Raw genomic sequence first — 23,473 nt, 5'->3', positions numbered from 1 at the left:
GCCAGCAGCCACCCACCGGGGCGGCCCGGGGGGCGTTCGTCGATGCGGCGGTCGCCGTCCTCCAGCAGCTGCCGGGCGGCCTCCGACAGGCCGTAGCCCGCCGCGCCGTGCGCCGTGCGGCCCGGCACGAGCAGTCCGCGCCGCTTGAGCCGGGAGACGGCGGAACGGACCGACGGCGCGTCCACGCCCACCGCGCCCAGCAGCCGGATCAGGGCCGCGATCGGCACCGGCCCGTCCGGCACCGGGCCGTGCGGGGTGCCGGCGCCGCCGCGTCCGTACGCGCCGTAGAAGGTGACGATGAGGGACCGTGGTGTGTGTGGCGGTTGCTGGTCAGTCACGGGGAAACTGTAAAGCCGTCAAGCGGAGGCGGAATCGCTGCAGTTTGCCCGTCGGGGTGCGGGGAAGGGCGTCGAGAAACACGATTTCGCGAGGGCACTTGTACGGAACGATCTCCTTTTTGGTGAACTCCCGCAATTCCGCGACCGTTTCGTCGGTGCGCGGCACGCCGGCGCGCAGCACGACGTGGGCGACGACGACCTCGCCGCGCCGCTCGTCCGGGCGACCGACGACCGCGGCCTCCAGCACGTCGGGGTGACGCAGCAGGGCCTCCTCGACCTCGGGCCCGGCGATGTTGTGCCCCGCGGAGACGATCATGTCGTCGGCGCGGGCGACATAGCGGAAGTAGCCGTCGGGCTCGCGGACGTAGGTGTCGCCGGTGACGTTCCAGCCGTCGCGCACGTACGCGCGCTGCCGGTCGTCGGCCAGGTAGCGGCAGCCTGTGGGGCCGCGTACGGCCAGCAGGCCGGGTTCGCCGTCGGGGACCGGCCGGCCGTCCGGGCCGACGACCCGGGCCTCGAAGCCGGGCACCGGAAGCCCCGTGGTGCCGGGGCGGACGGCCTCGTCGGCGGCGGAGATGAAGATGTGCAGCATCTCGGTGGCGCCGATGCCGTTGATGAGCCCCAGCCCGGTGGCGCGCCGCCAGTCGTGCCAGAGCGCGGCGGGCAGGTTCTCGCCCGCCGAGACGCATCTGCGCAGGGACGAGAGGTCGTGCTCGCCGAGCCGGTCGAGCATCGCGCGGTAGGCCGTCGGCGCGGTGAACAGCACGCTCACGTGGTGGCGTTCGACGTCGGCCAGCAGCCGCTCGGGCCCCTTCCAGTCGGTGAGCAGGGTGCGGGCCCCGGCGCGCAGCGGGAAGACGAGCAGTCCGCCGAGGCCGAAGGTGAAGCCGAGCGGCGGGCTGCCGGCGAACACGTCGTCGGGGCGCGGGCGCAGCACCCGGGCCGAGAACGTGTCGGCGATGGCGAGCACGTCACGGTGGAAATGGATGCAGCCCTTGGGCCGTCCGGTGGTTCCCGAGGTGAAGGCGATCAGTGCGACGTCGTCGGCCGAGGTGTCCACCGGCACGTACGATGTGGGTTTTTTCGCCGCGCGCCGCAGCAGGTCCCCGGCCGTCGTGCCGCCGTACGGCGTGATCCGAAGGTGTGGCACCCCCGCCTTGACGAGGCCGTCGACCGATCGGGTGTCGCACAGCGCGTGCCGCACGCGGGCGATCCGGCAGATCGTGCTCAGTTCGCCCGGCCGCTGGGCGGCCAGCACGGTCACGGCGACCGCCCCCGCCTTCATCACCGCCAGCCAGCAGGCGGCCAGCCACGGCGTGGTGGGGCCGCGCAGCAGCACCCGGTTGCCGGGCACCACGCCGAGGTCGGAGGTGAGGACGTGGGCGATCCGGTCGACGGTGCGCCGTAGTTCGCCGTACGACCAGACGCCGCCCTCGCCGTCGAGCACGGCCGGCCGCTCGGGGCCGAGCCGGTCGACGGTCGCGTCGAGCAGCTCCGCACCGCAGTTGAGCCGGTCGGGGTAGCGCGGCCCCGGCGGGTCGCCGAGGCCGAAGCGGAGGTCGGGCCACTGCGCGGCGGGCGGGAGATGGTCGCGCGCAAAGGTGTCGGCGTGGGCCGACGGCTTGAGCTGCATCGCGGATGCGCCCCCTCGGACCGGGCAGAGCCGGGGACATACGACGTGGGGACAGAACGGGGTCTTGCCAGCCGTGCGGATCCGCTGTCAGCGTAGCGAGTTGGTGACGGCAGTCAACACTTCGCGATAAAGGGGGCGGCGGTGTCCACACCGTCCACACCATCCACACCGTTCATGCTGGACCCGGAGCAGCGCGCGTGGTGCGAGGAACTGCGCGTGCTGGCGGCGGAGCGGCTGCGCCCCCTGGCGGACAAGGGCGAACCCGGCCGCGTCAACCGCCCGCTCGTCGCCGCCCTGGGCGAGCTCGGCCTGCTGGCCCGCGTGCTGCCCCCCGGCGGCCCGCCGCGCGCGACGGAGCTGTGCCTGCTGCGCGAGTCGCTCGCCCAGGAGTGCACGGAGGCGGAGACGGCCCTGGCCCTGCAGGGACTCGGAGCCTGCCCCGTCGCCACCGACGGCACCGACGCGCAGCGCGCGCGCTGGCTGCCCGAGGTCGTGGCCGGGCGGGCGGTCGCCGCCTTCGCCCTCAGCGAGCCGGACGCCGGCTCCGACGCGGCGGCGCTCGCCCTGCGCGCCGAGCCGGACGGGCCGGGGTGGCGGCTGACCGGCGAGAAGTGCTGGATCTCCAACGCGCCGGAGGCCGACTTCGCCACCGTCTTCGCCCGCACGGGGCCGGACGGCACCGGCTCGCGGGGCATCACCGCCTTCCTCGTGCCCGCCGACCGGCCCGGCCTCGGGGGGCGGCGTCTGGAGATGCTCTCCCCACACCCCGTCGGCACGCTGACCTTCGACGCCGTGCCCGTCTGCCCCGAGGACGTCGTCGGCGAGGTCGGCCGCGGCTTCCGCACCGCCATGCGCACCCTCGACCTCTTCCGGCCGAGCGTCGGCGCCTGCGCCGTCGGCATGGCGCGCGCCGCCCTCCGCGCGGCCCTGGCCCACGCGGAACGACGGCACGCCTTCGGCGGGCCGCTGAAGGACCTCCAGTGCGTCTCCCACCGGCTCGCCGACATGGCCACCCGCACCGAGGCGGCCGCCCTCCTGGTCCACGCCGCGGCCGCCGCCTGGGACGCGCGCGAGCCCGGCACCGCACGCCGCTCGGCGATGGCCAAGCTGTTCGCCACGGAGACCGCGCAGTACGTCGTCGACGCCGCCGTCCAGATCCACGGCGCCGCCGCCCTGCGGCGCGGGCACCTCCTCGAACACCTCTACCGCGAGGTGCGGGCGCCACGCATCTACGAGGGCGCGAGCGAGGTTCAGCGCACGATCATCGCGCGGGAGCTCTACCGGTGACCCTGCGCCGCACCAACCCGGCCGGCCTCTCTCCCGCGTCGGGGTTCAGCCACGCCGTCGTCGCGACCGGCCGTCGCGTGGTCTTCCTGGCCGGCCAGACCGCCCTGGACGCGGACGGGCGGATCGTGCCGGGCGGGCTTCCGGAGCAGTTCGAGCGGGCGCTCGGCAATTTGCTCACCGCACTGCGCGCGGCGGGAGGTGAACCGGGGGATCTCGCGCGGGTCACGGTGTACGCGACGTACGTCGCGGACTACCGGGCGTGCGCCCGTGAACTCGGCGAAGTGTGGCGGCGGTTGGCCGGACGGGACTACCCGGCCATGGCCGTGATCGGGGTGACGCGGTTGTGGGACGAAGCCGCGCTGGTCGAGCTGGACGGCTTCGCCGTGCTGCCGTGAGCGGGCGGGCGGGTGCGGCGCCGTTGGGGCCGATGCATTCGCCCACCCGCCCGCCGGTTGCCCTCAGATGTCCCGGAAGATCTCGATCTGCGCGCCGATCGAGTTCAGGCGCTCCGCCAGGTCCTCGTAACCCCGGTTGATGACGTACACGTTGCGCAGCACCGACGTGCCCTCCGCCGCCATCATCGCCAGCAGCACGACCACGGCCGGCCGCAGGGCCGGCGGGCACATCATCTCGGCCGAGCGCCAGCGCGTCGGGCCCTCGACCAGGACGCGGTGCGGGTCGAGCAGCTTGACGTCCGCGCCGAGGCGGTTGAGGTCGGTGAGGTAGATCGCGCGGTTGTCGTAGACCCAGTCGTGGATGAGGGTCTGGCCCTGCGCGGAGGCGGCGATCGCCGCGAAGAACGGCACGTTGTCGATGTTGAGGCCGGGGAACGGCATCGGGTGGATCTTGTCGATCGGCGCGCACAGCTTGGAGGGGCGCACCGTCAGGTCCAGCAGCCGGGTGCGGCCGTTGTCCGCGCGGTACTCGGGGCTGCGCTCGTGGTCGAGGCCCATCTCCTCCAGGACGGCGAGCTCGATCTCCATGAACTCCACCGGCACCCGGCGGATGGTCAGCTCCGACTCGGTGACCACGGCGGCGGCCAGCAGGCTCATCGCCTCGACCGGGTCCTCGGAGGGTGCGTAGTCGACGTCGCGGTCGATGGTGGCCACGCCGTGCACGGTGAGCGTCGTCGTGCCGACGCCCTCGACGCGGACGCCCAGCTCCTCCAGGAAGAAGCACAGGTCCTGGACCATGTAGTTCGAGCTGGCGTTGCGGATGACGGTCACGCCGTCGTGCCGGGCGGCGGCCAGCAGGGCGTTCTCGGTGACCGTGTCGCCCCGCTCGGTCAGCACGATCGCCCGGGTGGGTGCGACCGAACGGTTGACCTGCGCGTGGTACGTGCCGTCGGTGGCGGTGATCTCCAGGCCGAAGTGGCGCAGGGCCGCCATGTGCGGCTGCACTGTACGGGTGCCGAGGTCGCAGCCGCCGGCGTACGGGATCTTGAAGTGGTCCATGCGGTGCAGCAGCGGACCGAGGAACATGATGACGCTGCGGGTTCGGCGGGCGGCCTCGGTGTCCATCGCGGCGAGGTCCAGCTCGGCCGGCGGCACGATCTCCAGGTCGTTGCCGTCGTTGATCCAGCGGTGCCGGACGCCGATGCTGCTGAGCACCTCGAGGATCCGGTAGACCTCCTCGATCCGCGCCACCCGGCGCAGGGTCGTGCGGCCGGCGTTGAGCAGCGTCGCGCACAGCAGCGCGACACACGCGTTCTTGCTGGTCTTGACGTCGATGGCGCCGGACAGACGGCGACCGCCGACGACGCGCAGATGCATCGGCCCGGCGTAGCCCAGGGAGACGATCTCGCTGTCGAGTGCCTCACCGATGCGGGCGATCATATCAAGGCTGATGTTCTGATTTCCCCGCTCGATGCGGTTGACCGCGCTCTGGCTGGTTCCGAGTGCGTCGGCGAGCTGCGTCTGCGTCCAACCACGGTGCTGCCGGGCGTCGCGGATGAGCTTGCCGATGCGGGCGAGGTAGGCGTCTGTCATGCGGCACACGCTATCTCACATATGAGATTTCCTCGCCCCGACGCCATGGCCAGAGGTTGTTCTATTACTATGCGAACAATGATGGAGGTGTCATGAACGCATCCTCGCGGCCGCCGGTGTCCCGCCGTGGGCCGCTCGTCGTCGCCGCGGCGTACGCCCTCGCGGGCGCCGCATTCCTCACGGTCTTCATCGCCCGCCGCGACCGGCTGCCCGACCCCGTGGCCACGCACTTCTCCGGTTCCGGCGGCGCCGACGGCTTCACCTCGCTGGGCTCCTTCCCCTACGAGTCGCTGGGGCTGCTGCTGATACCGGCGGCCCTGTTCGCCTGGCTGGCCCGCCTGCTGCCCGGGGCCAGACCCCTGATCGCGCTCGGGTGGGGCGTCGCCGGACTGCTGGGCGCGGCCCTCGTCGCCGTCGTCCTGGGCAACGCACGGGCCGCCTCCGCCGACGGCGCCCGGCTCGGCCTCGGCGAACTGGCCGCCGCGCTCGCCGTGGCCGCCGCGCTCGGCGGCCTCGGCTTCCTCCTCGCCGGCCGCCCGCCGGCCCACCCCGCCGGGAACCCCGAGCCCGCCCCCGTGCCCCGGCTGGAACTGCGCCCGGGCGAGAGCGCGGCCTGGACCCGGACCCTCGGCTCGCGCCCGCTCCTCGTCACCGGCGCGGCACATCTCGTTCTCGGCGTGGTCCTCGCCCCGCTCGTCGACTGGGGCCTCGGCGTCGGCCTGACCGTCGTAGCGCTGCTGACCTGCGCGTTCTCCGGTACGCGCGTCATGGTGGACCAGCACGGGCTGACCGTCGGCCTGCTCGGCCTGCCCCGTCCCCGGCTGCGGATCCCCCTCGCCCGGATCACCTCGGCCACCAGCCGGCACATCGACCCCCTGCGGGACCTCGGGGGCTGGGGCTACCGGGTCGTCCCGGGCCGCAGCGGCCTCGCCCTGCGCTCGGGAGAGGCGCTGATCGCCCGCCTCGCCAACGGCAGCGAATTCGTGGTCACCGTCGACGACGCCACCACGGCGGCCGCCCTGCTCAACGCCCTGATCGAACGCGCCCGCCCGGACGACGGGGGCTGACGTGCTGATCCGCCTCGACCACTCCTCCCCGGCCCCGCTCGGCGACCAGATCGCCGCCGCCGTCCGCGGCGCCATCGGTGACGGCACCGTCCGCCCGGGCGACCGCCTCCCCGCGGCCCGCGCCCTGGCCGACTCCCTCGGCGTCAACGTCCACACGGTCCTGCGCGGCTACCAGCGCCTGCGCGAGGAGGGCCTGATCGAACTCCGCCGCGGCCGCGGCGCGGTGGTGGCACCCGGGGCGATGTCCCCGGGCCGCGCCCGCCTGGTCGGCGGCGTCCGCGACCTCATCACGGAGGCGCGCTCACTGGGACTGTCGGACGAGGAAGTCCTGAACCTGGTGCGGACGGGGCTGGCGGGGGCCTAGTCGGTCAGAACTCCGAGGTGTCGAGATCGAGGTTGAAAGGTTCCGGGAGGCGCAGAGGCGATCCGAAGGGATGCGGCCCGTCCGTCTTGGTGTAACCAAGCTCCCCGGGATCGCTGAAGAGCGTGCAGGAACGCTGCTGACGGTCGACCAGGAGGTAGAGCGGAGCGCCGAACTCGGCGTAGCGGCGACGCTTCACGACGCGGTCGGTGTCGCCGTTGGAATCCGACGTCACCTCTACGACGAGGAGCGTCTGGTCGGGCAGGAGGGCGCCGGCATTCTTCGCCAGCTCCTCGGGTACGACAGCCACGTCCGGGACATACCAATTGGGCGTGCCGGGAAGGTCAAGGTCTCCGGAGCCCGTGATGCAGCCCAGTTTGATCACAATGGGCTCGATCTGCCTGCGGATCGAGTTGGCCGCGGATTCGCGCCCCCAGCCTGGTGACACCGGTTCGATGACCCCCTCCACGATCTGCACCCGTTCTCCCCTGATGTGCTGGATCGCGTACTTCAGCGCCTTTTCGGGATCGTCGGCTGCGTAGGTATGGGGTTGCGCGCTCATCGGTCCTCCCGCGGACATCGTGACTGCAGCATGACGACTGTCCTTTGTTTAGGGCAATCGGCACGGCTGACCCGCCCGTTCGGCCCACCCATCACTCGTACTGGTGAACCAACCCCGCCCGCGACCCCCGATCAACTCCCTGCGAAGATCGGCCCAGTGGCGGCCCGTCGGGCCGCATGCGCAGGGGGAGGTCCGTCATGGGTTCACGACTCGGCTCGTTCACCGGCGAGGCCGCGCGGGCGCGGGTGCTCGCCGCGTACGACCGGGCCATGGCCCGGTGGCCGCAGCCGTACGAGGAGAGCGAGGTCGTCACCCGCTTCGGTACCTCGCGGGTCTACGGCTACGGGCCCGACACCGGCGGCATCCCCGTCGTGCTGCTCGCCGGGCAGAACGCGACGCCCGCCGAATGGGCTCCGCACGTGGTCGCCCTGGCGGAGGGCGGGCGACGGGTGATCGCCCTCGACCGGGTCGGCGAGCCCGGGTACAGCACCCAGACCGCGCCGATCACCACGGCCGACGACACGGCGGCCTGGCTGGAGGAGGCCCTCGCCGGGCTCGGCGTGGAGCGGGCGCACCTGGTCGGGCACTCCTACGGTGGCTGGGTCGCGCTCAACCACGCCGTACGGGCCCCCGGGCGGGTCGCCTCCGTGGCCGTCTGCGACCCGCCGCGGGTGCTGGCGCCGATCCGGCCGGGCTTCGTCCTGGCCACCGTCGCCGCGCTCCTCAGCGGTTCCGAGAGCTACCAGCTCCGCTGGTTCCGGGGGCTCATCGGCGAGACCGGCGACTCCCCCGAGTCCGCCGACGTGCAGACGCGGCTGGGGGTGGCGTCGATCCGCGGCTTCCGGGTCCGCCTGCTGCCGCCGCAGCGGCTGAGCGACGACGAACTGCGCTCCATCGCCGTGCCGACCCTGGTCATGCTGGGCGGGGACAGCCCCGTCGTCGACGCCCGCCGCGCCGCCGAGCGGGCGAATCGCCTCATACCCGGCGTGCGGACCGAGATCGTGCCGGGGGTGCGGCACGGGATCCCGGTCGAGCAGTGGAACAGCCGGGTGCCGGAGTTCATCCGTGAGAGCGAGACGGCTCTGGACGCGCGGAGCTGACCGCCGCCCGCCCCCGGGCGGCCGGCCGGAGCGCGGCCGCCGCCACGACGAGGGCGGCCACGACCAGGCCGGCGCCCACGCGGAACGCGAGCCGGTAGCCCCCGGTGAGGGCGGCGGCCGGGTCCGCCACGTGGCCGAGCAGACCGTCCGTGCGCGAGGCCGCCAGCGTGCTCAGGACGGCGAGGCCGAGGGCCGCGCCGACCTGCTGCACGGTGTTGAACAGGCCCGACGCCGTCCCCGCGTCCTCCGGCGCCGCACCCGACATCGCGAGACCGGCCAGCGCCGGCATGGCCAGGCCGAACCCGGCGCCGAGCGGCAGCAGCGCGGGCAGGACGTCCGTGACGTAGCCGCCGTCCGGCGCGACCAGGCCCAGCAACGCCAGGCCCGAGGCGATGAGCGCCAGCGCCGGCAGCAGGACGTTCCGGGGACCGTAACGGCCCATCAGGCGGGGGGCCAGGGTCAGCGACGTCAGACCGATGAGCAGGGAGACCGGGACGACGCCCAGACCGGTCTGCGTCTCGTCGAAGCCGAGCACCTTCTGCAGGTACAGAACCACCAGGAACTGGAAGCCGAACATGCCGGCGATCATCAGGGCGTGGGCGCCCAGCGCCCCGCGAACCCGGTGCGGGCGGAGCATCCGGGGCGGCAGGAGCGGATCGGCCGCCGACCGCTGGCGGACGGCGAACGCGACGAGCAGCAGGACGGCCCCGCCGCCGAGTCCTCCCGTGTGCGCCGAGCCCCAGCCGTACTCGGGGATCTCGACGATCGTGCAGACGGCGAGGGTGAGGGCCGCGGTGACGAGGACCGCGCCGAGGGCGTCGGTGGTCCTGCTCAGGCCCGCGCCGCGCGCGCCGTCGAGCAGCCGGACGGCCGCGGTCACGGTCGCCGCACCGATCGGCACGTTGACGAAGAAGATCCAGTGCCAGCCGGCGGCCTGCGTCAGCACACCGCCCGCCAGCAGGCCGATCGTGCCGCCCGCGGACTGGACGAAGCTGTAGACGCCGATGGCCCTGGCCCGCTGACCCGGCTCGGTGAACAGCGTCACGACCATGGCGAGGGTCACCGAGGACGCCACCGCGCCGCCGGCCCCCTGGAGGAAGCGCGCGGCCAGCAGCGTCCCCGGCCCGTCGGCCAGGCCGCACAGCAGCGATGCCGCCGTGAAGACGGCCAGGCCGGTGACGAAGACGTGCTTGCGGCCGAGCAGATCGCCCAGCCGGCCGGACAGCAGCAGCAGACCGCCGAACGGGATCAGATAGGCGTTGACCACCCAGGCGAGGGAGGACGGTGTGAAGGCCAGGCTCTCCTGGATGGCCGGCAGGGCCACGTTCACGATCGTCCCGTCCAGGATGATCATCAGTTGCCCGGCGCAGAGGACGGCGAGTGCCGTCCAGGCGGACCGCGGCGCCGCCGCGACGGTACGAGACACGGGAGGTCCCCCCTGTGGGATATGAATTGTTACTGAGGCGATGATCAGTAACTATGCGGCCCGAGGGAAGAAGGAAGTTTCGTGTCACAGAGTCACACCGATGTACCTCACCAGGTCAGCGGCCCGTCGGGAACGCACGACGGCAGTGAGGCGTGCCCCATCACCGAGGTCCTCGACCATGTCGCGGGGAAGTGGAGCATCGGGATCCTGGTCGCCGCGGCGCACGGTCCGGTGCGCTTCACCGAGCTGGAGCGCATCGTCAAGGGCATCAGCCGGCGCATGCTCACCCTGAACCTGCGCAAGCTGGAGCGCGACGGTCTGCTCGTCCGGACGGTCCATCCCACCGTTCCGCCCAAGGTCGAGTACTCCCTCACCCCGATGGCGCAGGAGCTGCACGCGACGCTGACCGGGCTCGTGGGATGGGCGGAGCGCCACCGGGGCGCCATCGCCCAGGCGCGTCGCGACTACGACGCGGCCGTGGTGCGCCCGACGTGACATGCCCTGACAGTGGATCTGGGCATGACCGCGCGGCGGCGATGTACTAGAGTTATCTCGACATCGAGATATCTGCCGAGAGGCGTAGCGCTGTCGTTGCTGGTGAGGCATACCTAAGTTAGGTGCACCTTAGCGTATCGGCGCGGCCATGGGGCGGCAGGATTGCCGCCAGTACGCGAATTCATGCATGAAGGAGACTGTCGTGTCGGCGAACAGCTTCGACGCCCGCAGCACGCTGCAGGTGGGCGACGAGTCGTACGAGATCTTCCGGCTGGACAAGGTCGAGGGCTCCGCTCGTCTTCCCTACAGCCTGAAGGTCCTGCTGGAGAACCTGCTCCGCACGGAGGACGGCGCCAACATCACCGCCGACCACATCCGCGCGCTGGGCAGCTGGGACTCCCAGGCCCAGCCCAGCCAGGAGATCCAGTTCACGCCGGCCCGCGTGATCATGCAGGACTTCACCGGTGTGCCCTGTGTCGTGGACCTCGCCACCATGCGTGAGGCCGTGAAGGAGCTCGGCGGCGACCCGGCGAAGATCAACCCGCTGGCCCCGGCCGAGCTGGTCATCGACCACTCCGTCATCGCGGACAAGTTCGGCACGAAGGAGGCCTTCGGCCAGAACGTCGAGCTCGAGTACGGCCGCAACAAGGAGCGCTACCAGTTCCTGCGCTGGGGCCAGACCGCCTTCGACGAGTTCAAGGTCGTCCCGCCGGGCACCGGCATCGTCCACCAGGTGAACATCGAGCACCTGGCCCGCACGGTCATGGTCCGGAACGGTCAGGCCTACCCGGACACCCTGGTCGGCACCGACTCGCACACCACCATGGTCAACGGCCTCGGCGTCCTCGGCTGGGGCGTCGGCGGCATCGAGGCCGAGGCCGCGATGCTCGGCCAGCCGGTCTCCATGCTCATCCCGCGCGTCGTCGGCTTCAAGCTGACCGGCGAGCTGCCCACCGGCACCACCGCCACCGACCTGGTGCTCACGATCACCGAGATGCTGCGCAAGCACGGCGTCGTCGGCAAGTTCGTCGAGTTCTACGGTGAGGGCGTCGCCGCCACCTCGCTCGCGAACCGCGCCACCATCGGCAACATGTCGCCGGAGTTCGGCTCCACCGCCGCGATCTTCCCGATCGACGGCGAGACCCTGAACTACCTCAAGCTCACCGGCCGCTCCGAGCAGCAGGTCGCGCTCGTCGAGGCGTACGCCAAGGAGCAGGGCCTGTGGCTGGACCCGGCCGCCGAGCCGGACTTCTCCGAGAAGCTGGAGCTCGACCTCTCCACGGTCGTCCCCTCCATCGCCGGCCCCAAGCGCCCGCAGGACCGCATCATCCTGGCCCAGGCCGCCACGCAGTTCGAGCGTGACGTCCTCAACTACGTCTCCACCGCCGACGAGGCGGGCGAGGAGTCCTTCCCGGCCTCCGACTCGCCGGCCGCCGCCAACGGCGTCCCGAGCAACCCGGTCACCGTCACCGCCCCCGACGGCTCGACCTACGAGATCGACCACGGCGCCGTCACCGTCGCCGCGATCACCTCCTGCACCAACACCTCGAACCCCTACGTCATGGTCGCCGCGGCGCTCGTGGCCAAGAAGGCGGTCGAGAAGGGCCTGACCCGCAAGCCGTGGGTCAAGACCACTCTCGCCCCGGGCTCCAAGGTCGTCACCGACTACTTCGACAAGGCGGGCCTGACCCCGTACCTCGACAAGGTCGGCTTCAACCTCGTCGGCTACGGCTGCACCACCTGCATCGGCAACTCCGGCCCGCTGCCGGAGGAGGTCTCCAAGGCCGTCAACGAGCACGACCTGGCCGTCACCTCGGTGCTCTCCGGCAACCGCAACTTCGAGGGCCGGATCAACCCGGACGTCAAGATGAACTACCTGGCGTCCCCGCCGCTGGTCGTGGCGTACGCCCTCGCCGGCTCCATGAAGGTGGACATCACCAAGGACGCCCTGGGCACCGACACCGAGGGCAACCCGGTCTTCCTCAAGGACATCTGGCCGACCGAGGCCGAGGTCAACGACGTCGTGGCCAACGCCATCGGCGAGGACATGTTCAGCAAGTCCTACCAGGACGTCTTCGCGGGCGACGCCCAGTGGCAGGCCCTGCCGATCCCGACCGGCAACACCTTCGAGTGGGACGCCGAGTCCACCTACGTCCGCAAGCCCCCGTACTTCGAGGGCATGACGATGGAGACCACCCCGGTCACCGACATCACCGGCGCCCGCGTGCTGGCGAAGCTCGGCGACTCGGTCACCACCGACCACATCTCCCCGGCCGGTGCGATCAAGGCCGACACCCCGGCCGGCAAGTACCTCACCGAGCACGGCGTCGAGCGCCGCGACTTCAACAGCTACGGCTCCCGCCGCGGCAACCACGAGGTCATGATCCGCGGTACGTTCGCCAACATCCGCCTGCGCAACCAGATCGCGCCGGGTACCGAGGGCGGCTTCACCCGCGACTTCACCCAGCCCGACGCCCCGGTGTCGTTCATCTACGACGCCTCGCAGAACTACCAGGCCGCCGGCATCCCGCTGGTCATCCTGGGCGGCAAGGAGTACGGCTCCGGCTCGTCCCGCGACTGGGCGGCCAAGGGCACGGCCCTCCTCGGCGTCAAGGCCGTCATCACCGAGTCGTACGAGCGCATCCACCGCTCGAACCTCATCGGCATGGGCGTCCTGCCGCTCCAGTTCCCGGCCGGCCAGTCGGCCGACTCGCTCGGCCTGACCGGCGAGGAGACCTTCTCCATCACGGGCATCACGGAGCTGAACGAGGGCACCACCCCGCGCACGGTCAAGGTCACCACCGACACGGGCGTGGAGTTCGACGCGGTCGTCCGCATCGACACCCCCGGTGAGGCCGACTACTACCGCAACGGCGGCATCATGCAGTACGTGCTGCGCAGCCTGATCCGCAAGTAAGCGGTCCCGGCAGCCGAGCGGCGAGGGCCGCACCCCGTCCATCACCGGACGGGGTGCGGCCCTTCCGCGTTCGCTGCCGTCGGAGGATCGGTGTGAACCGGCCGCAGTCCGACGCACCGAGATTCACGCGAGGTGGCTTGAGCAGCGCGGCGGCGTTGCCCGCCCCCTTGTCAACGCGAAGGTCCGCCACCCCTCACCGCTTCGCTACACGTACTGGGCGTCGCCATTGCCCAGCGACCAGTCCGCATGCGAGTTCTCCGTCAGTACGACGAACATGTTGCGTGGTTCGACGCCCGCGTATTCCTCGGCGAGTTCGGATATGCGCTGATACAACGCCTGCTTCTGGGCGTCCGGACGCCCGGCTCGCAAAGTGATGGCCACGTAGACGATGCCGTCATCGCGCGGTACGCCGAGGTAGGTGCCGTGGCGCAGCAGCCCGTGCCGTCCGTCATGGCCGGTCAGGATCTGGAAGCGGTCCTCGTCGGGGAAGCCCATCGTCTCGCCGAGCGCCTCGTGTACGGCCCTCCCCAGGGCCTTCAGCCGCTCTGTGTCGCAGTGCATGGCGTCGATGCGGACGAGTGGCATGGCACGTGCCTCCAAGATCGGTTGCGATGCTGTCCGGCTACTGTACATACCAGTAGGTACAGCGCTCGTGCGGGGGTGAGCCCAACCGCGGTACACGACCGGTGGGTCCGGCCGCGCGTTCCCCTCCGCACCCTTGGGGGTCAACCTCCAACTCGACTGGGTGACCCGAGGATTGAGGAAGTGTCGGGCATTCGGGTGGTGGTTAGGCTCCCCGCCGGAACGACGCGACAGTGCCGTTCCACCAGGGAGGGGTGAGGGATGGGATCCGCCGTGACCTTCGGGGAGCTCGGCCGGCTGGCCGGCGAGGAGCTTCCCGCGCGGATCGCGCTGTCGAGCGTGCTGCTGCCGACGGGCGGCACGGACGCCGGCCAGCCCGTGTATCCGACGCTGGTGCGCACGGAGCACGGGACCACGGTGGCCTACGCCTGCCAGTACCGGCAGAACCCGGCCAGTCCCGGCCTCCTCGTCGCACTGGGCCTGGCGCCCAGCTCTCCCGGCTACAGCACCACCTGTATTCCCGCGGCGATCTCCAGCCGCTGACCGCCGTCTTTCGAGAACTTCGAGAAGGGGAACGGAAAAATGGGAAACACGATCAGCTTCGCAGAGCTCGGCAACGTCACGGGTGAGGTGCTGCCCGAGCGGACCGTCATGGGCGTCGTGGCCACGCCGCTCACGCTCGCCGCGCCCGGCGACGGCGGCGGTTCCGGCGCGGGCGCCGGCGCCGGCAGCGCTGCCACGGCCGGCGGCGGAGGCGTCTTCGCCCCGGCCCCGAGCGACCACGGCACCACGATCCTGTCCAGCTGCCAGTCCGTGGACCGGCCGCAGACCGCGGGTCTGCTGGGCTCGCTCGGCCTGCCCTCCCAGAACTCGACCAACGTCGTGACCTGCACCCCGGCGGCCATCGCCAGCCACTGACCGCACAGCGGCCGTACGTGTCCGGGGAAGGGCCGGGTTTCCTCCGGCCCTTCCCCGCCCCTTCGCAGGGAGCGCCCATGTCACTGCCTTCCGTCGCACGGACGGGGGAGCCCGCGCTCGTGGCCGGCACCGAACTGGTCGGCGAGTTCGAGGACTCCGGCTACCGCGAGCCGCCCCATCTGGTCTGCCGCCCCGACGGCCAGATCGTCCGGCTCCCGCCCCTGCTCTACCAGGTCGTCCGCGTACTGGCCGGGCCCCTGCCGGGCGGCCGGGAGGCCGTTCTCGCGCACGTCGCCGGCGAGCTGACGGGGCAGACGGGACGTCAGTTCGGCGTTGAGCACATCGAGTTCCTCATCGACGAGAAGCTCGCGCCGCTCGGCGTCACCACCCGCAGCGACGGGTCGCCGCCTCCCCCCACGCCCAGGGCCGATCCCTTCCTCGCCTTCCGGTTCCGGCTGGCGGTCCTCCCCGAGCGTGCCACCTGGTTCCTCTCCGGCCTCTTCGCCTGGCTCTTCCGCCCCGCCCTGGTCGTCCTCACGCTCGGCGCGTTCGTCGCGACCGAGGTCTGGCTGGCGCTGACCCAGGACACCGGCGCCGCGCTCCGGGCCGTGCTCTCCTCACCGGCCGACGTCCTGCTGGTCGTCGCCCTCGCCATCGCCTCGTGCGCCTTCCACGAACTGGGCCACGGCGCCGCCTGCCGCTACGGGGGCGTACGGCCCGGCGCCATGGGCTGCGGCATCTACCTGGTGTGGCCCGCCTTCTACACGGACATCACCAACTCCTACCGGCTGGGCCGCGCGGGGCGCATCCGCGCGGACCTCGGGGGCGTCTACTTCAACGCGCTCTTCGTACTGGGCCTGGGCGCGCTGTACGCGGCGACCGGCTCGCCGCTGCTGCTGGTGGCGGTCCTCTCGGTGCACCTGGAGATGATCCAGCAACTGCTGCCCACGCTGCGGTTCGACGGCTACTACATCGTGGCCGACCTCGTCGGCATCCCCGACCTCTTCAAGTACATCGGCCCGATCCTCCGGCGCTTCGTCCTCCGCCGCCCGCAGGACGAGCAGCTGCGAGCGCTCAAGAGGTGGCCGCAGATCGTGGTGACGGTATGGGTACTGCTCCTGATCCCGGTGTTGTGCCTGCAAGTCGGCATGCTGCTGCTGAACCTGCCGGAGGTACTGCGGGCCGACTGGCAGCGGATCGCCATGCTGGCGGCCGACGCGGGGTCCTCCGGCGGAGTGCTCGCCGTGGCAGCGGCCGCGATCCAGATCGTGCTGCTGGTCCTGCCGCTCGCGGGGCTCGCGCTGGTGCTCATGCAGCCGGTGCGCCTCCTCGCCGGGCGACTGCGTCGCGCTTGAGGGGTAGGACGGCCGACCGGGTCCGGCGGCGGGGGTCAGGCGGCCGGGAGGGTGCCCGCCCAGACGGGGGGTGTGCGCTGTGCCCAGGGGGCGGCCCTTTCGAGTTGCCCGGCGAGGCGGAACAGGACGTCCTCGCGCCCGTACCCGGCGGCGAACTGGATGCCGATGGGCAGGCTGGTGGCCGGATCGGCCGCCAGCGGCACCGACATGGCGGGGGTGCCGGCGACGTTGAAGGCCGCGGTGAACGGCGACCTGTGCAACAGGTGCTCCAGCCGGCCCAAGCCGTCCGCCCCCTCCGCGCCATGGTGGTAGGTGCCTATGGTCACGGGGAGTTCGGGAAGGGTGGGGGTCAGCAGTACGTCGTGACGCTCGAAGTGCGCGCCGATCGACCGGGCGACCCGGTTGCGCACCTCGAGGGCCTGTACGAACTCCGCACCGCTCACCCGGCGTCCCCAGGTGTAGCTCACCAGCGTCTCGGGCTCGACGGTCGTCTCGTTCACCGGGCGGCCGGACGCCTCGGCGAAGCCGTCGATCCATGTCACCAGGTTCGCCGTCCACAGCCGGGCGTTGGCGAGGACGAATTCCTCCCAGCTCACCCCGAGGTCCACGCCGGTGGGTTCGACCCGGTGGCCGAGCGACTCCAGCAGGCGGGCGGCGGCCAGAGTGGCTTCGTGTACGGTCGGCTCCACGGCACGACCGTTCCAGGGAGCGGTGAGCAGTCCGATGCGCAGCCGCCCGGGGTCGCGGGTGCTCTCCTCGGCGTACGGGCGCCGGGGAGGTGCCGCGAAGTAGGGGTCGCCGGTCTCGGGGCCCTGGATCAGGTCGAGGAGCGTCGCGCTGTCGCGCACGGTCCGGCTCACGGCGCCCTGTACGGCCAGGCCGTTGAAGACCTCGTCGGCGTCCGGCCCCATGGAGATGCGGCCGCGGGTGGGTTTGAGCCCGAACAGCCCCGTACTGGCGGCGGGGACGCGGATCGAGCCGGCCGCGTCGGTGGCGTGCGCGATGGGCGTGATGCCGGCGGCGACGGCCGCGGCCGACCCGCCGCTGGAACCCCCCGGCGGCCTGGTGAGGTCCCAGGGGTTGCGGGTCGGTCCGTGGAGGACCGGCTCCGTGGTGGTGCTGTAGGCGAACTCGGGGGAGGCCGTACGGCCCAGCGTCACCAGGCCGGCCCGCCTGAACCGCCGCATGAGGAAGGAGTCCGCCGTTGCCACATTGCCGGCGGCGAGGCGGCTGCCCAGTTCGACGTGCTTGCCCTTCATGGTCACGGCCAGGTCCTTGATGAGGAACGGGACGCCCGCGAGCGGTGTGCTGCCCGGGCTCGGGGCGTCCTCGGCCGGCCAGCTCTCCACGACGGCGTTGATGCGGGGGTTGACGGCGGTCATCGCGTCCTGGGCCGCGGAGGCGAGTTCCGCGGCGGTGACCTCTCCTTGGGCGACGAGCTCGGCCAGCCCCACGGCGTCGAATCGGGTGTATTCGTGCAATTTCATGATGCTCAACCTCGCACTGGTCCGATCGGTCCCGCATGATACCGACCGGTATCGTTCGGGGTCGGTCGGTAACGTAGCATGGGAGGAGAGAGGCCTGCGACGGCGACCGAAGTGAGGCGGAGATGGAGAGCAGCCCCCCAAGGCCCGGTCGGGACACGCGAGTTGCCCGCCTGCCCCCGCGTGAGCGCATCCTCGACGCCGCCGAGGAGCTCTTCCTGCGCGAGGGCATCAGTGCCGTCGGGGTCCAGGCCATCGCCGACCGGGCGAAGACCACGAAGATGGCCCTCTACCGGCACTTCGCCACCAAGGACGCCCTGATCGAGGAGTGGCTGAGAATCGTCGCGGCAGGCTACTCGGCCGCCTTCGACCGGGCGGAGGCCGAGCACCCCGGCGACGGCCGGGCCCAGATCCTCGCCCTGGCGCGATTCGTCGCCGAGGGGCTGCCGGACGTCGTGCAGCGGGGCTGTCCCTTCGTCAACTCCATCACCCTGCTCGACCGGGGCCACCCGGCCCGTCGGCTGATCGAGGACCACAAGGCCACCCAGCGGCGCCGGCTCACGAGCATGTGCGAGAGGGCCGGTGTGCGGGCCCCCGACGAGGCCGCCGCAGAGATCACCTTCCTCATGGAGGGTGCACAGATCAGTGCCCAGAACGGGAGCGTCGACCGTGTGGGGGAGCGGCTCCTCGCCGCGGTCGAGGCCGCCCTGGACCGAGGCGGGGCGGTCGGGGGACGCTGACCCGGCGCCTGGCGCCGGGGGTGCAACCTGATCGGCGAACCGGTCACCCGCTCACTGGTCGCCTACGACCAGCGCCCCTTGAGGGTACGGATGAATGCCGCCCATGCTGGGGGCGGGAAGACGAGGGCCGGGCCGTCCGGACGCTTGCTGTCGCGGACGGGAACGGTGCCGGGTACGCCTTGGGCGACCTCGACGCAACTGCCGTTGTCGCCGTTGCTGTAGGACGACTTGCGCCAGTCGGCTCCGCTTAAGTCAGGTGCGGTGCTCATGCGTCAGAGCGTACGTATGAATGCCGCCCATGCCGAGAGTGAGAAGAGCAGGGCGGGGCCGCCGGGACTCTTGCTGTCGCGTACGGGGACGGTCCCGGGCAAGTTGTCGGCCACCTCGACACAGCTTCCGTTGTCCATGTTGCTGTAAGACGACTTGCGCCAGTTGGCGTTCGCTAAATCAGCAGTGGTGCCCATGCGCTGTCCAGTCTTCGGCTAGTGATCGGATGAGAGCCTGGGACGCCTCCGGGGAGAGGGCGATGGCCCTGGCCAGATCGTAGGCCGACTGGTGGCCGGCGACCAGGGCTGGGTCATCGATGAGATGGCCCGTGTAAGCGCCTTCGGTGTAGACGACGGTGGGTGCGTCATCGAAGTGCATCATCGAGTTCATGAGCATGTGGGGCCCTGCGCTGAACGGCAGGACCTGTACCAGGACGTTCCTCTTCGTCTCGACGGCCTAGATGAGGTGGGCTAGTTGACCTCGCATGACCGTCGGTCCACCCACGGAGAGACGGAGGGCCCCTTCGTGGAGAATCGCCCACAGCACAGGCGCGTCGGGGCCTTCCAGCAACTGCGCCCGGGTCATGCGGTTACTGACGTACCGATCCACCACATCCTGCGGTGCGAAGCGCCGACCTGTTCGGATCAGCGCCCGCGCGTATGCCTCCGTCTGAAGGAGACCAGGCACGATCGCGGGTGCGTACTCGCAGATCATTCGTGCCTGTTGCTCAAGCTCGGCCGCGTCCGCGAAATAGTCGGCAACCTTGAACTTCTGCGCCAGCCTGCACAGCCGCTGCAGATGCTCACCGCTCCCCAGCGCCTCGTCGAACAGCTTCGACAGCTCCAACTGCGGCCGCCGGAGCGCCACCTCGAACTGCCCCACATGCGACCCCGAGCAGAATGCCCGCTCTCCCAGTTGCTCCTGCGTGAGCCCCGCCCCCTCGCGGAGGCGCTTCAGCTCTGAGCCGTAGAACGCGCGCGGATCCGCGTACGGGTCCGTGTCCCTGGACTGTGTCACGTACTCAGCGTAGCCCCCCGACTTCGCTCGGTTGGGCTAATCCGTCAGCAGCTCCACCTCCGCCAGCGTCGCGCCCCCGCCCGCCGGAACGAGCCGGTAGCGCGCGTACGAGCCCGGCGTGGCGATCGTGAACGGGCGCGTCTGGCGGTTCCACGCGAAGGACTCGCCCGACCGCCGGTCGAGGTCCCGCCAGGTGGCGCCGTCCGCCGAGCCCTGGAGTACCCAGCCCCGGGGGGCCAGGGCGTGGTCCGAGGAGGTGAGGGTGTACTGCACGGCCCGCGCCGGGCGCCCGAGGCGGAACTCCGCCGAGGAGAAGGACGTGTCCGTGGCGGACGTGTCGTCCACCAGCCGCGCCCCGTCACCACCGCCCGTGGTGACGACCTCCGTCCGCGGATCCGTGGCATCGGTCCGGGTGCGGGGCGTCTCGCCCCCGCGCGTCAGCGACGTCGGGGCGGCGCTCTCGCTGCTGCCCCACGAGGACGGGCGGGGCCCCATCGTGAACTCCAGCGTCCCGCCGTTCGCGATCAGCGAGTGCGGCAGTGCGGTGGAGTTCCATGCCTGGCCGTTGACGCGCACGCTCTGGACGTAGACGTTGCGGGCACTGTTGCCCGGGGCCTCGACGACGAGCCGGCGGCCGCCGTCCAGGTGGATCGTCGCCCGGGTGAAGAGCGGGGAGCCGATCGCGTACTCGCCCTGGCCCATGACCAGCGGGTAGAAGCCCAGCGCGCTGAAGACGTACCAGGCGGACATCTCGCCGTTGTCCTCGTCGCCCGGATAGCCCTGGCCGATCTCGCTGCCCAGGTAGAGCCGGGAGAGCACCTCGCGCACCTTCGCCTGGGTCTTCCAGGGCTGCCCGGCCGCGTCGTACAGGTAGGCGATGTGGTGCGAGACCTGGTTGCTGTGCCCGTACATGCCCATGCGCACGTCCCGGGCCTCGGTCATCTCGTGGATGACGCCGCCGTAGGAGCCGGCGAACTCGGCGGCGCCGGTCTCGGGGGTGGAGAAGTAGGTGTCGAGCTTCTTGGCCAGGCCGGCCCGGCCGCCGTGCAGATTGGCCAGGCCCCGGGTGTCCTGCGGGGCGGTGAAGGCGAAGTTCCAGCCGTTGGTCTCGGTGTAGTCGTAGCCCCACACGCGCGGGTCGTACGCCTCGGGCGCCAGCCGCCAGCGGCCCTGGTCGTCCTTGCCCTGGAAGAAGCCGACGCGTTTGTCGAAGAGGTTGGCGTAGCCGCGGGCCCGGGCCAGGAAGTACTCCGACTCCTCCCGGTAGCGCTCCCGGTGCGTCCTGGCGTAGAGCGCCTGGCCCATCCGCGCGATGCCGAAGTCGTTGAGGCAGCCCTCCAGCGCCCAGGAGAGCCCCTCGGGGGTGCGGGTGCTGGTGTAGCCGAGGAAGGGGGAGGTGGTCATGCCCTTGCGGCCGACGCCGGGGCTGCCCGGCGCCACGGTGGCGTTCTTCAGGGCGGCCTCGTACGCGGCCCCGGCGTCGAAGTCGACGCCCTTGACGTAGGCGTCGGCGAAGGCGACGTCCGAGCTGGTGCCGGTCATCAGGTCGGCGTAGCCGGGGGAGGACCAGCGGGAGATCCAGCCGCCGTCCTTGTACTGCTGCACGAAGCCGTCGGCCAGCCGGCCGGCCTGCCGCGGGGTGAGCAGGGCGTAGGCCGGCCAGGTGGTGCGGTAGGTGTCCCAGAAGCCGTTGTTGACGTACACCTCGCCGTCGACGATCCGGGCGCCGGTGCGGGTGGGGGTGTCCTCGGCGACGCGCGGTGAGAAGGGGCTGGCGTAGCGGGGGCGGGGGCGCCGGGAGCTGCCGGTGTTCTCGAAGCCGGAGTTCGGGTAGAGGTAGAGCCGGTAGAGGCTGGAGTAGAGGGTGGTCAGCTGGTCGCGGGTCGCGCCCTCGACCTCCACCCGGCCCAGCAGGTCGTCCCACGCGTCGCGGGCGGTGTCGGCGACCTCGGCGAAGGAGACGTCCTCCGGGATCTCCTGCTCCAGATTGGCCCGCGCCTGCTCGACGCCGATCAGGGACGTCGCGATCCGCAGCGTGACCGCGCCGCTGTCGTCGGGCCGGAAGCGCAGATAGCCGGTGACGTCGTCGCCCCCGCCGCCGTGCAGCATGCCGCCCCCGGTGACGGGCGCGTCGAAGACGCCGTAGACGAAGAGGCGCCCGGCCCCCACCGACAGTCCGCTGCGGACGTCGGAGTAGCCGCTGAACTCGCCGCGCTCGCGGTCGAGCCGCAGCTCGCCCTGGTTGCGGACGTTGTCGAGGATGACGCTCGCGTCGTCGCCCGGAAAGGTGAACCGCATCATCGCGGCGTGGTCGGCGGGCGCGATCTCGGCCTTCAGCCCGTTGTCGAAGGTGACGCCGTAGTAGTGGGGCCGCGCGGTCTCGCGGGAGTGGTGGAAGGGCAGCGCGCGGCGGGTGCGCGAGGCGTCGGGGGTGCCGGTGGCGGTCGACGGCATCACCTGGAAGGTCTGCCGGTCGCCCATCCAGGGGCTGGGCTCGTGGCTGGCGGCGAACGCCTGGATCGTCGGCAGGTTGTCCGCGTTGTTCGCGGCCGCGTACTGGTAGAGCCAGTCGGTGGAGGCCGCGTTGGTGACGGGGGTCCAGAAGTTGAAGCCGTGTGGGAGCGCGGTGGCGGGGAAGGTGTTGCCGCGGGAGAAGTTCGAGCTGGAGTTGGTGCCGCGGGTGGTGACGGCGTAGTCCGCGAGGTGGGCCGGGGGCCGCTCCTCCGCCGCAGGGCCGAGGGAGACGTCGTCGATCCAGCCCCGGAACTTCGACGGGCCGGCCGGGGAGTCGTAGGCGACGAGGATCCGCGCGACCGTCCTGCCGGCCGCCACGGAGCCGATCGAGGACTCGACGTTGTTCCACTGGTTGACGTACAGCGTCTTGGCCTCGGCCTGTCCCTGCGGGGTCAGCCGCGCACCGTGCTGGTCGACGGCCCGCAGGTCGCTGAGGTAGGTGCCGTCGGTGAAGGCGAGGTCCAGGGCGACGTGGGTGGCGGGATAGCGCGGGTCGCGGTCCGGCATCGCGGGGAAGACCTTGTACGCCAGCCGGGTGCGGGCCGTGACGGCGACGCGCACGTCGAAGACCTTGTTGTAGGAGTAGCCGCGCCCGGTGGCCAGGTGGGTGCCGCCGTAGCGCAGCGCCCGTACGCCGGTGAAGCCCGCCCGGGCCTTGGCCGTGGGGGAGCCGGTGGGGCCGCGGTCGACGTAGCTGCGCATGTCGGCCGGCGGGGGGCCGCCGCTGTCCCGGGTGGCCAGCTGCACCTCGGCGAGCTGGGTGAGTCCGTCCCCCGCGTTGCGGGTTATCTCCAGCCGGTACTGCCGGTAGCCGGTACCGCCGGCGAAGGAGAACTCCCGGGTCTGGTTGCGCCGTTCGAAGGATTCGCCGCCGCGGCGGTCCAGCACCGTCCAGTTCCGGCCGTCGTCCGAGCCCTTGAGCGTCCAGTCCTTCGGGTCCCGGCCGGGGGCGTCGTTGGCCGAGGTCAGGGCGTAACGGACGGCCTTGACGGAGGTGGGGAACTCGAATTCCAGCCAGGCGGTCCGCGCGAAGACCAGCCATTTGGTCGCGCTCTCGCCGTCGATCAGGTTCTCCTTGACCTCGCCGGCCTCGGTGTTCTCGCCGCTGGCGCGCACGGCGGTGACCCGGTCGGTGACGTTGCCGGGGATGCCGCTGGTGTCGCCGCCGTCGACCCCCCGGGCGCGCTTGCGCCCGTCCGGGCCCGCGTCGACGGTGTTGACCCAATCGGGCTGACGGTCCCCGCGCTCGAAGGAGGAGGAGAACCCCTCCTCGGCCGGGGCCGCCCGGCCGGCGGAGGCGGCGGGACCGGCGCCCTGCGCGAGCTGAGCCGTCGTCAGCAGGACGGTCGCCGTGAGGAGCGCCAGGGGACGGACGGCCGTACGCCATCGGTGTCCGAATCCGCGTCTCATCCCTTTGCCCCT

The 23,473-nt window shown here is 71.6% G+C and carries 20 protein-coding genes and 2 pseudogenes; 11 read left to right on the top strand and 11 right to left on the bottom strand.

Going from position 1 to position 23,473, the window contains the following annotated elements; genetic code table 11:
- Both AB0K09_RS04965 and AB0K09_RS04960 read right to left on the bottom strand, forming a co-directional pair.
- Positions 1 to 338 (bottom strand): annotated as a pseudogene (locus AB0K09_RS04965) (PaaX family transcriptional regulator); the annotation flags it as partial.
- A complete protein-coding gene (locus tag AB0K09_RS04960) occupies positions 331 to 1,971 on the bottom strand; it encodes an AMP-binding protein (RefSeq protein WP_366063869.1) in 1,641 nt (546 codons plus the stop codon). The gene AB0K09_RS04960 and the pseudogene AB0K09_RS04965, both read right to left, overlap by 8 nt.
- Positions 1,972 to 2,145: 174 nt before the next feature.
- On the opposite strand from AB0K09_RS04960, the gene AB0K09_RS04955 reads away from it, so the two are divergent.
- Together AB0K09_RS04955 and AB0K09_RS04950 are read left to right on the top strand one after the other, a co-directional pair.
- Positions 2,146 to 3,258, top strand: a complete 1,113-nt coding sequence (locus AB0K09_RS04955; RefSeq protein WP_366063873.1) for an acyl-CoA dehydrogenase family protein — start codon at positions 2,146 to 2,148, stop codon at positions 3,256 to 3,258.
- Entirely contained in the window at positions 3,255 to 3,653 is a 399-nt protein-coding gene (locus AB0K09_RS04950) for a RidA family protein (protein ID WP_366063868.1), read from the top strand. The genes AB0K09_RS04955 and AB0K09_RS04950 overlap by 4 nt, the downstream gene beginning before the upstream one ends.
- A gap of 63 nt (positions 3,654 to 3,716) precedes the next feature.
- Here AB0K09_RS04950 and AB0K09_RS04945 read toward each other — a convergent pair whose 3' ends face one another.
- Positions 3,717 to 5,246: a UDP-N-acetylglucosamine 1-carboxyvinyltransferase gene (locus tag AB0K09_RS04945; protein WP_366063867.1), complete on the bottom strand. Its 1,530-nt coding sequence runs from the start codon at positions 5,244 to 5,246 to the stop codon at positions 3,717 to 3,719.
- 92 nt (positions 5,247 to 5,338) lie between these two features.
- Between AB0K09_RS04945 and AB0K09_RS04940 the strand changes: the two genes are divergently transcribed.
- A complete protein-coding gene (locus AB0K09_RS04940) occupies positions 5,339 to 6,313 on the top strand; it encodes a hypothetical protein (protein WP_366063866.1) in 975 nt (324 codons plus the stop codon).
- Between the two features lies 1 nt (position 6,314).
- Positions 6,315 to 6,677, top strand: coding sequence for a GntR family transcriptional regulator (locus AB0K09_RS04935; RefSeq protein WP_366063865.1), 363 nt, complete (start codon positions 6,315 to 6,317; stop codon positions 6,675 to 6,677).
- 4 nt (positions 6,678 to 6,681) lie between these two features.
- On the opposite strand, the gene AB0K09_RS04930 is transcribed toward AB0K09_RS04935, so the two are convergent.
- A complete protein-coding gene (locus AB0K09_RS04930) occupies positions 6,682 to 7,236 on the bottom strand; it encodes a Uma2 family endonuclease (RefSeq protein WP_366063864.1) in 555 nt (184 codons plus the stop codon).
- A 197-nt stretch (positions 7,237 to 7,433) separates the two neighbouring features.
- Between AB0K09_RS04930 and AB0K09_RS04925 the strand changes: the two genes are divergently transcribed.
- Complete coding sequence (locus AB0K09_RS04925) at positions 7,434 to 8,336, top strand: alpha/beta hydrolase (RefSeq protein WP_366063863.1); 903 nt, start codon at positions 7,434 to 7,436, stop codon at positions 8,334 to 8,336.
- Here the strand turns inward: AB0K09_RS04925 and AB0K09_RS04920 are convergent.
- Positions 8,296 to 9,762: an MFS transporter gene (locus AB0K09_RS04920; RefSeq protein WP_366063862.1), complete on the bottom strand. Its 1,467-nt coding sequence runs from the start codon at positions 9,760 to 9,762 to the stop codon at positions 8,296 to 8,298. The two genes, AB0K09_RS04925 and AB0K09_RS04920, sit on opposite strands and share 41 nt — an antisense overlap.
- 159 nt (positions 9,763 to 9,921) lie before the next feature.
- Here AB0K09_RS04920 and AB0K09_RS04915 point away from each other — a divergent pair, with 159 nt between their 5' ends.
- Complete coding sequence (locus tag AB0K09_RS04915; protein WP_366063871.1) at positions 9,922 to 10,257, top strand: helix-turn-helix domain-containing protein; 336 nt, start codon at positions 9,922 to 9,924, stop codon at positions 10,255 to 10,257.
- A 202-nt stretch (positions 10,258 to 10,459) separates the two neighbouring features.
- Positions 10,460 to 13,174, top strand: a complete 2,715-nt coding sequence (acnA, locus tag AB0K09_RS04910) for an aconitate hydratase AcnA (protein WP_366063861.1) — start codon at positions 10,460 to 10,462, stop codon at positions 13,172 to 13,174.
- Between the two features lie 204 nt (positions 13,175 to 13,378).
- Here acnA and AB0K09_RS04905 read toward each other — a convergent pair whose 3' ends face one another.
- The gene (locus AB0K09_RS04905; protein WP_366063860.1) at positions 13,379 to 13,759 is read right to left on the bottom strand and encodes a tautomerase family protein; all 381 of its coding nucleotides are present in this window, start codon (positions 13,757 to 13,759) and stop codon (positions 13,379 to 13,381) included.
- A gap of 258 nt (positions 13,760 to 14,017) precedes the next feature.
- Between AB0K09_RS04905 and AB0K09_RS04900 the strand changes: the two genes are divergently transcribed.
- The 3 genes from AB0K09_RS04900 to AB0K09_RS04890 all read left to right on the top strand — a co-directional run bounded on the left by AB0K09_RS04900 (position 14,018) and on the right by AB0K09_RS04890 (position 16,029).
- Positions 14,018 to 14,299, top strand: coding sequence for a hypothetical protein (locus AB0K09_RS04900; RefSeq protein ID WP_366063859.1), 282 nt, complete (start codon positions 14,018 to 14,020; stop codon positions 14,297 to 14,299).
- Between the two features lie 39 nt (positions 14,300 to 14,338).
- The gene (locus AB0K09_RS04895; protein ID WP_366063858.1) at positions 14,339 to 14,674 is read left to right on the top strand and encodes a hypothetical protein; all 336 of its coding nucleotides are present in this window, start codon (positions 14,339 to 14,341) and stop codon (positions 14,672 to 14,674) included.
- Between the two features lie 77 nt (positions 14,675 to 14,751).
- Entirely contained in the window at positions 14,752 to 16,029 is a 1,278-nt protein-coding gene (locus tag AB0K09_RS04890) for a hypothetical protein (protein ID WP_366063857.1), read from the top strand.
- A 35-nt stretch (positions 16,030 to 16,064) separates the two neighbouring features.
- On the opposite strand, the gene AB0K09_RS04885 is transcribed toward AB0K09_RS04890, so the two are convergent.
- On the bottom strand, positions 16,065 to 17,516 hold the full coding sequence (locus AB0K09_RS04885; RefSeq protein WP_366063856.1) for an amidase: 1,452 nt from the start codon (positions 17,514 to 17,516) through the stop codon (positions 16,065 to 16,067).
- A gap of 122 nt (positions 17,517 to 17,638) precedes the next feature.
- On the opposite strand from AB0K09_RS04885, the gene AB0K09_RS04880 reads away from it, so the two are divergent.
- Positions 17,639 to 18,253 (top strand): helix-turn-helix domain-containing protein, encoded by a 615-nt coding sequence (locus AB0K09_RS04880; RefSeq protein ID WP_366063855.1) that lies wholly within the window; start codon positions 17,639 to 17,641, stop codon positions 18,251 to 18,253.
- 62 nt (positions 18,254 to 18,315) lie between these two features.
- On the opposite strand, the gene AB0K09_RS04875 is transcribed toward AB0K09_RS04880, so the two are convergent.
- The 4 genes and pseudogenes from AB0K09_RS04875 to AB0K09_RS04860 all read right to left on the bottom strand — a co-directional run bounded on the left by AB0K09_RS04875 (position 18,316) and on the right by AB0K09_RS04860 (position 23,461).
- Positions 18,316 to 18,522, bottom strand: a complete 207-nt coding sequence (locus AB0K09_RS04875) for a DUF397 domain-containing protein (RefSeq protein ID WP_366063854.1) — start codon at positions 18,520 to 18,522, stop codon at positions 18,316 to 18,318.
- A 3-nt stretch (positions 18,523 to 18,525) separates the two neighbouring features.
- On the bottom strand, positions 18,526 to 18,717 hold the full coding sequence (locus tag AB0K09_RS04870; protein ID WP_366063853.1) for a DUF397 domain-containing protein: 192 nt from the start codon (positions 18,715 to 18,717) through the stop codon (positions 18,526 to 18,528).
- A pseudogene (locus AB0K09_RS04865) lies at positions 18,701 to 19,537 on the bottom strand (helix-turn-helix transcriptional regulator). Before AB0K09_RS04865 ends, AB0K09_RS04870 begins: the two are co-directional and overlap by 17 nt.
- Before the next feature lie 36 nt (positions 19,538 to 19,573).
- On the bottom strand, positions 19,574 to 23,461 hold the full coding sequence (locus AB0K09_RS04860) for a GH92 family glycosyl hydrolase (RefSeq protein ID WP_366063852.1): 3,888 nt from the start codon (positions 23,459 to 23,461) through the stop codon (positions 19,574 to 19,576).
- Between the last annotated feature and the right edge of the window lie 12 nt (positions 23,462 to 23,473).

It is taken from the genome of Streptomyces sp. NPDC049577 (assembly GCF_040675635.1).
Lineage (GTDB): Bacteria > Actinomycetota > Actinomycetes > Streptomycetales > Streptomycetaceae > Streptomyces.
This window is presented reverse-complemented; position numbering and strand designations above follow the sequence as displayed.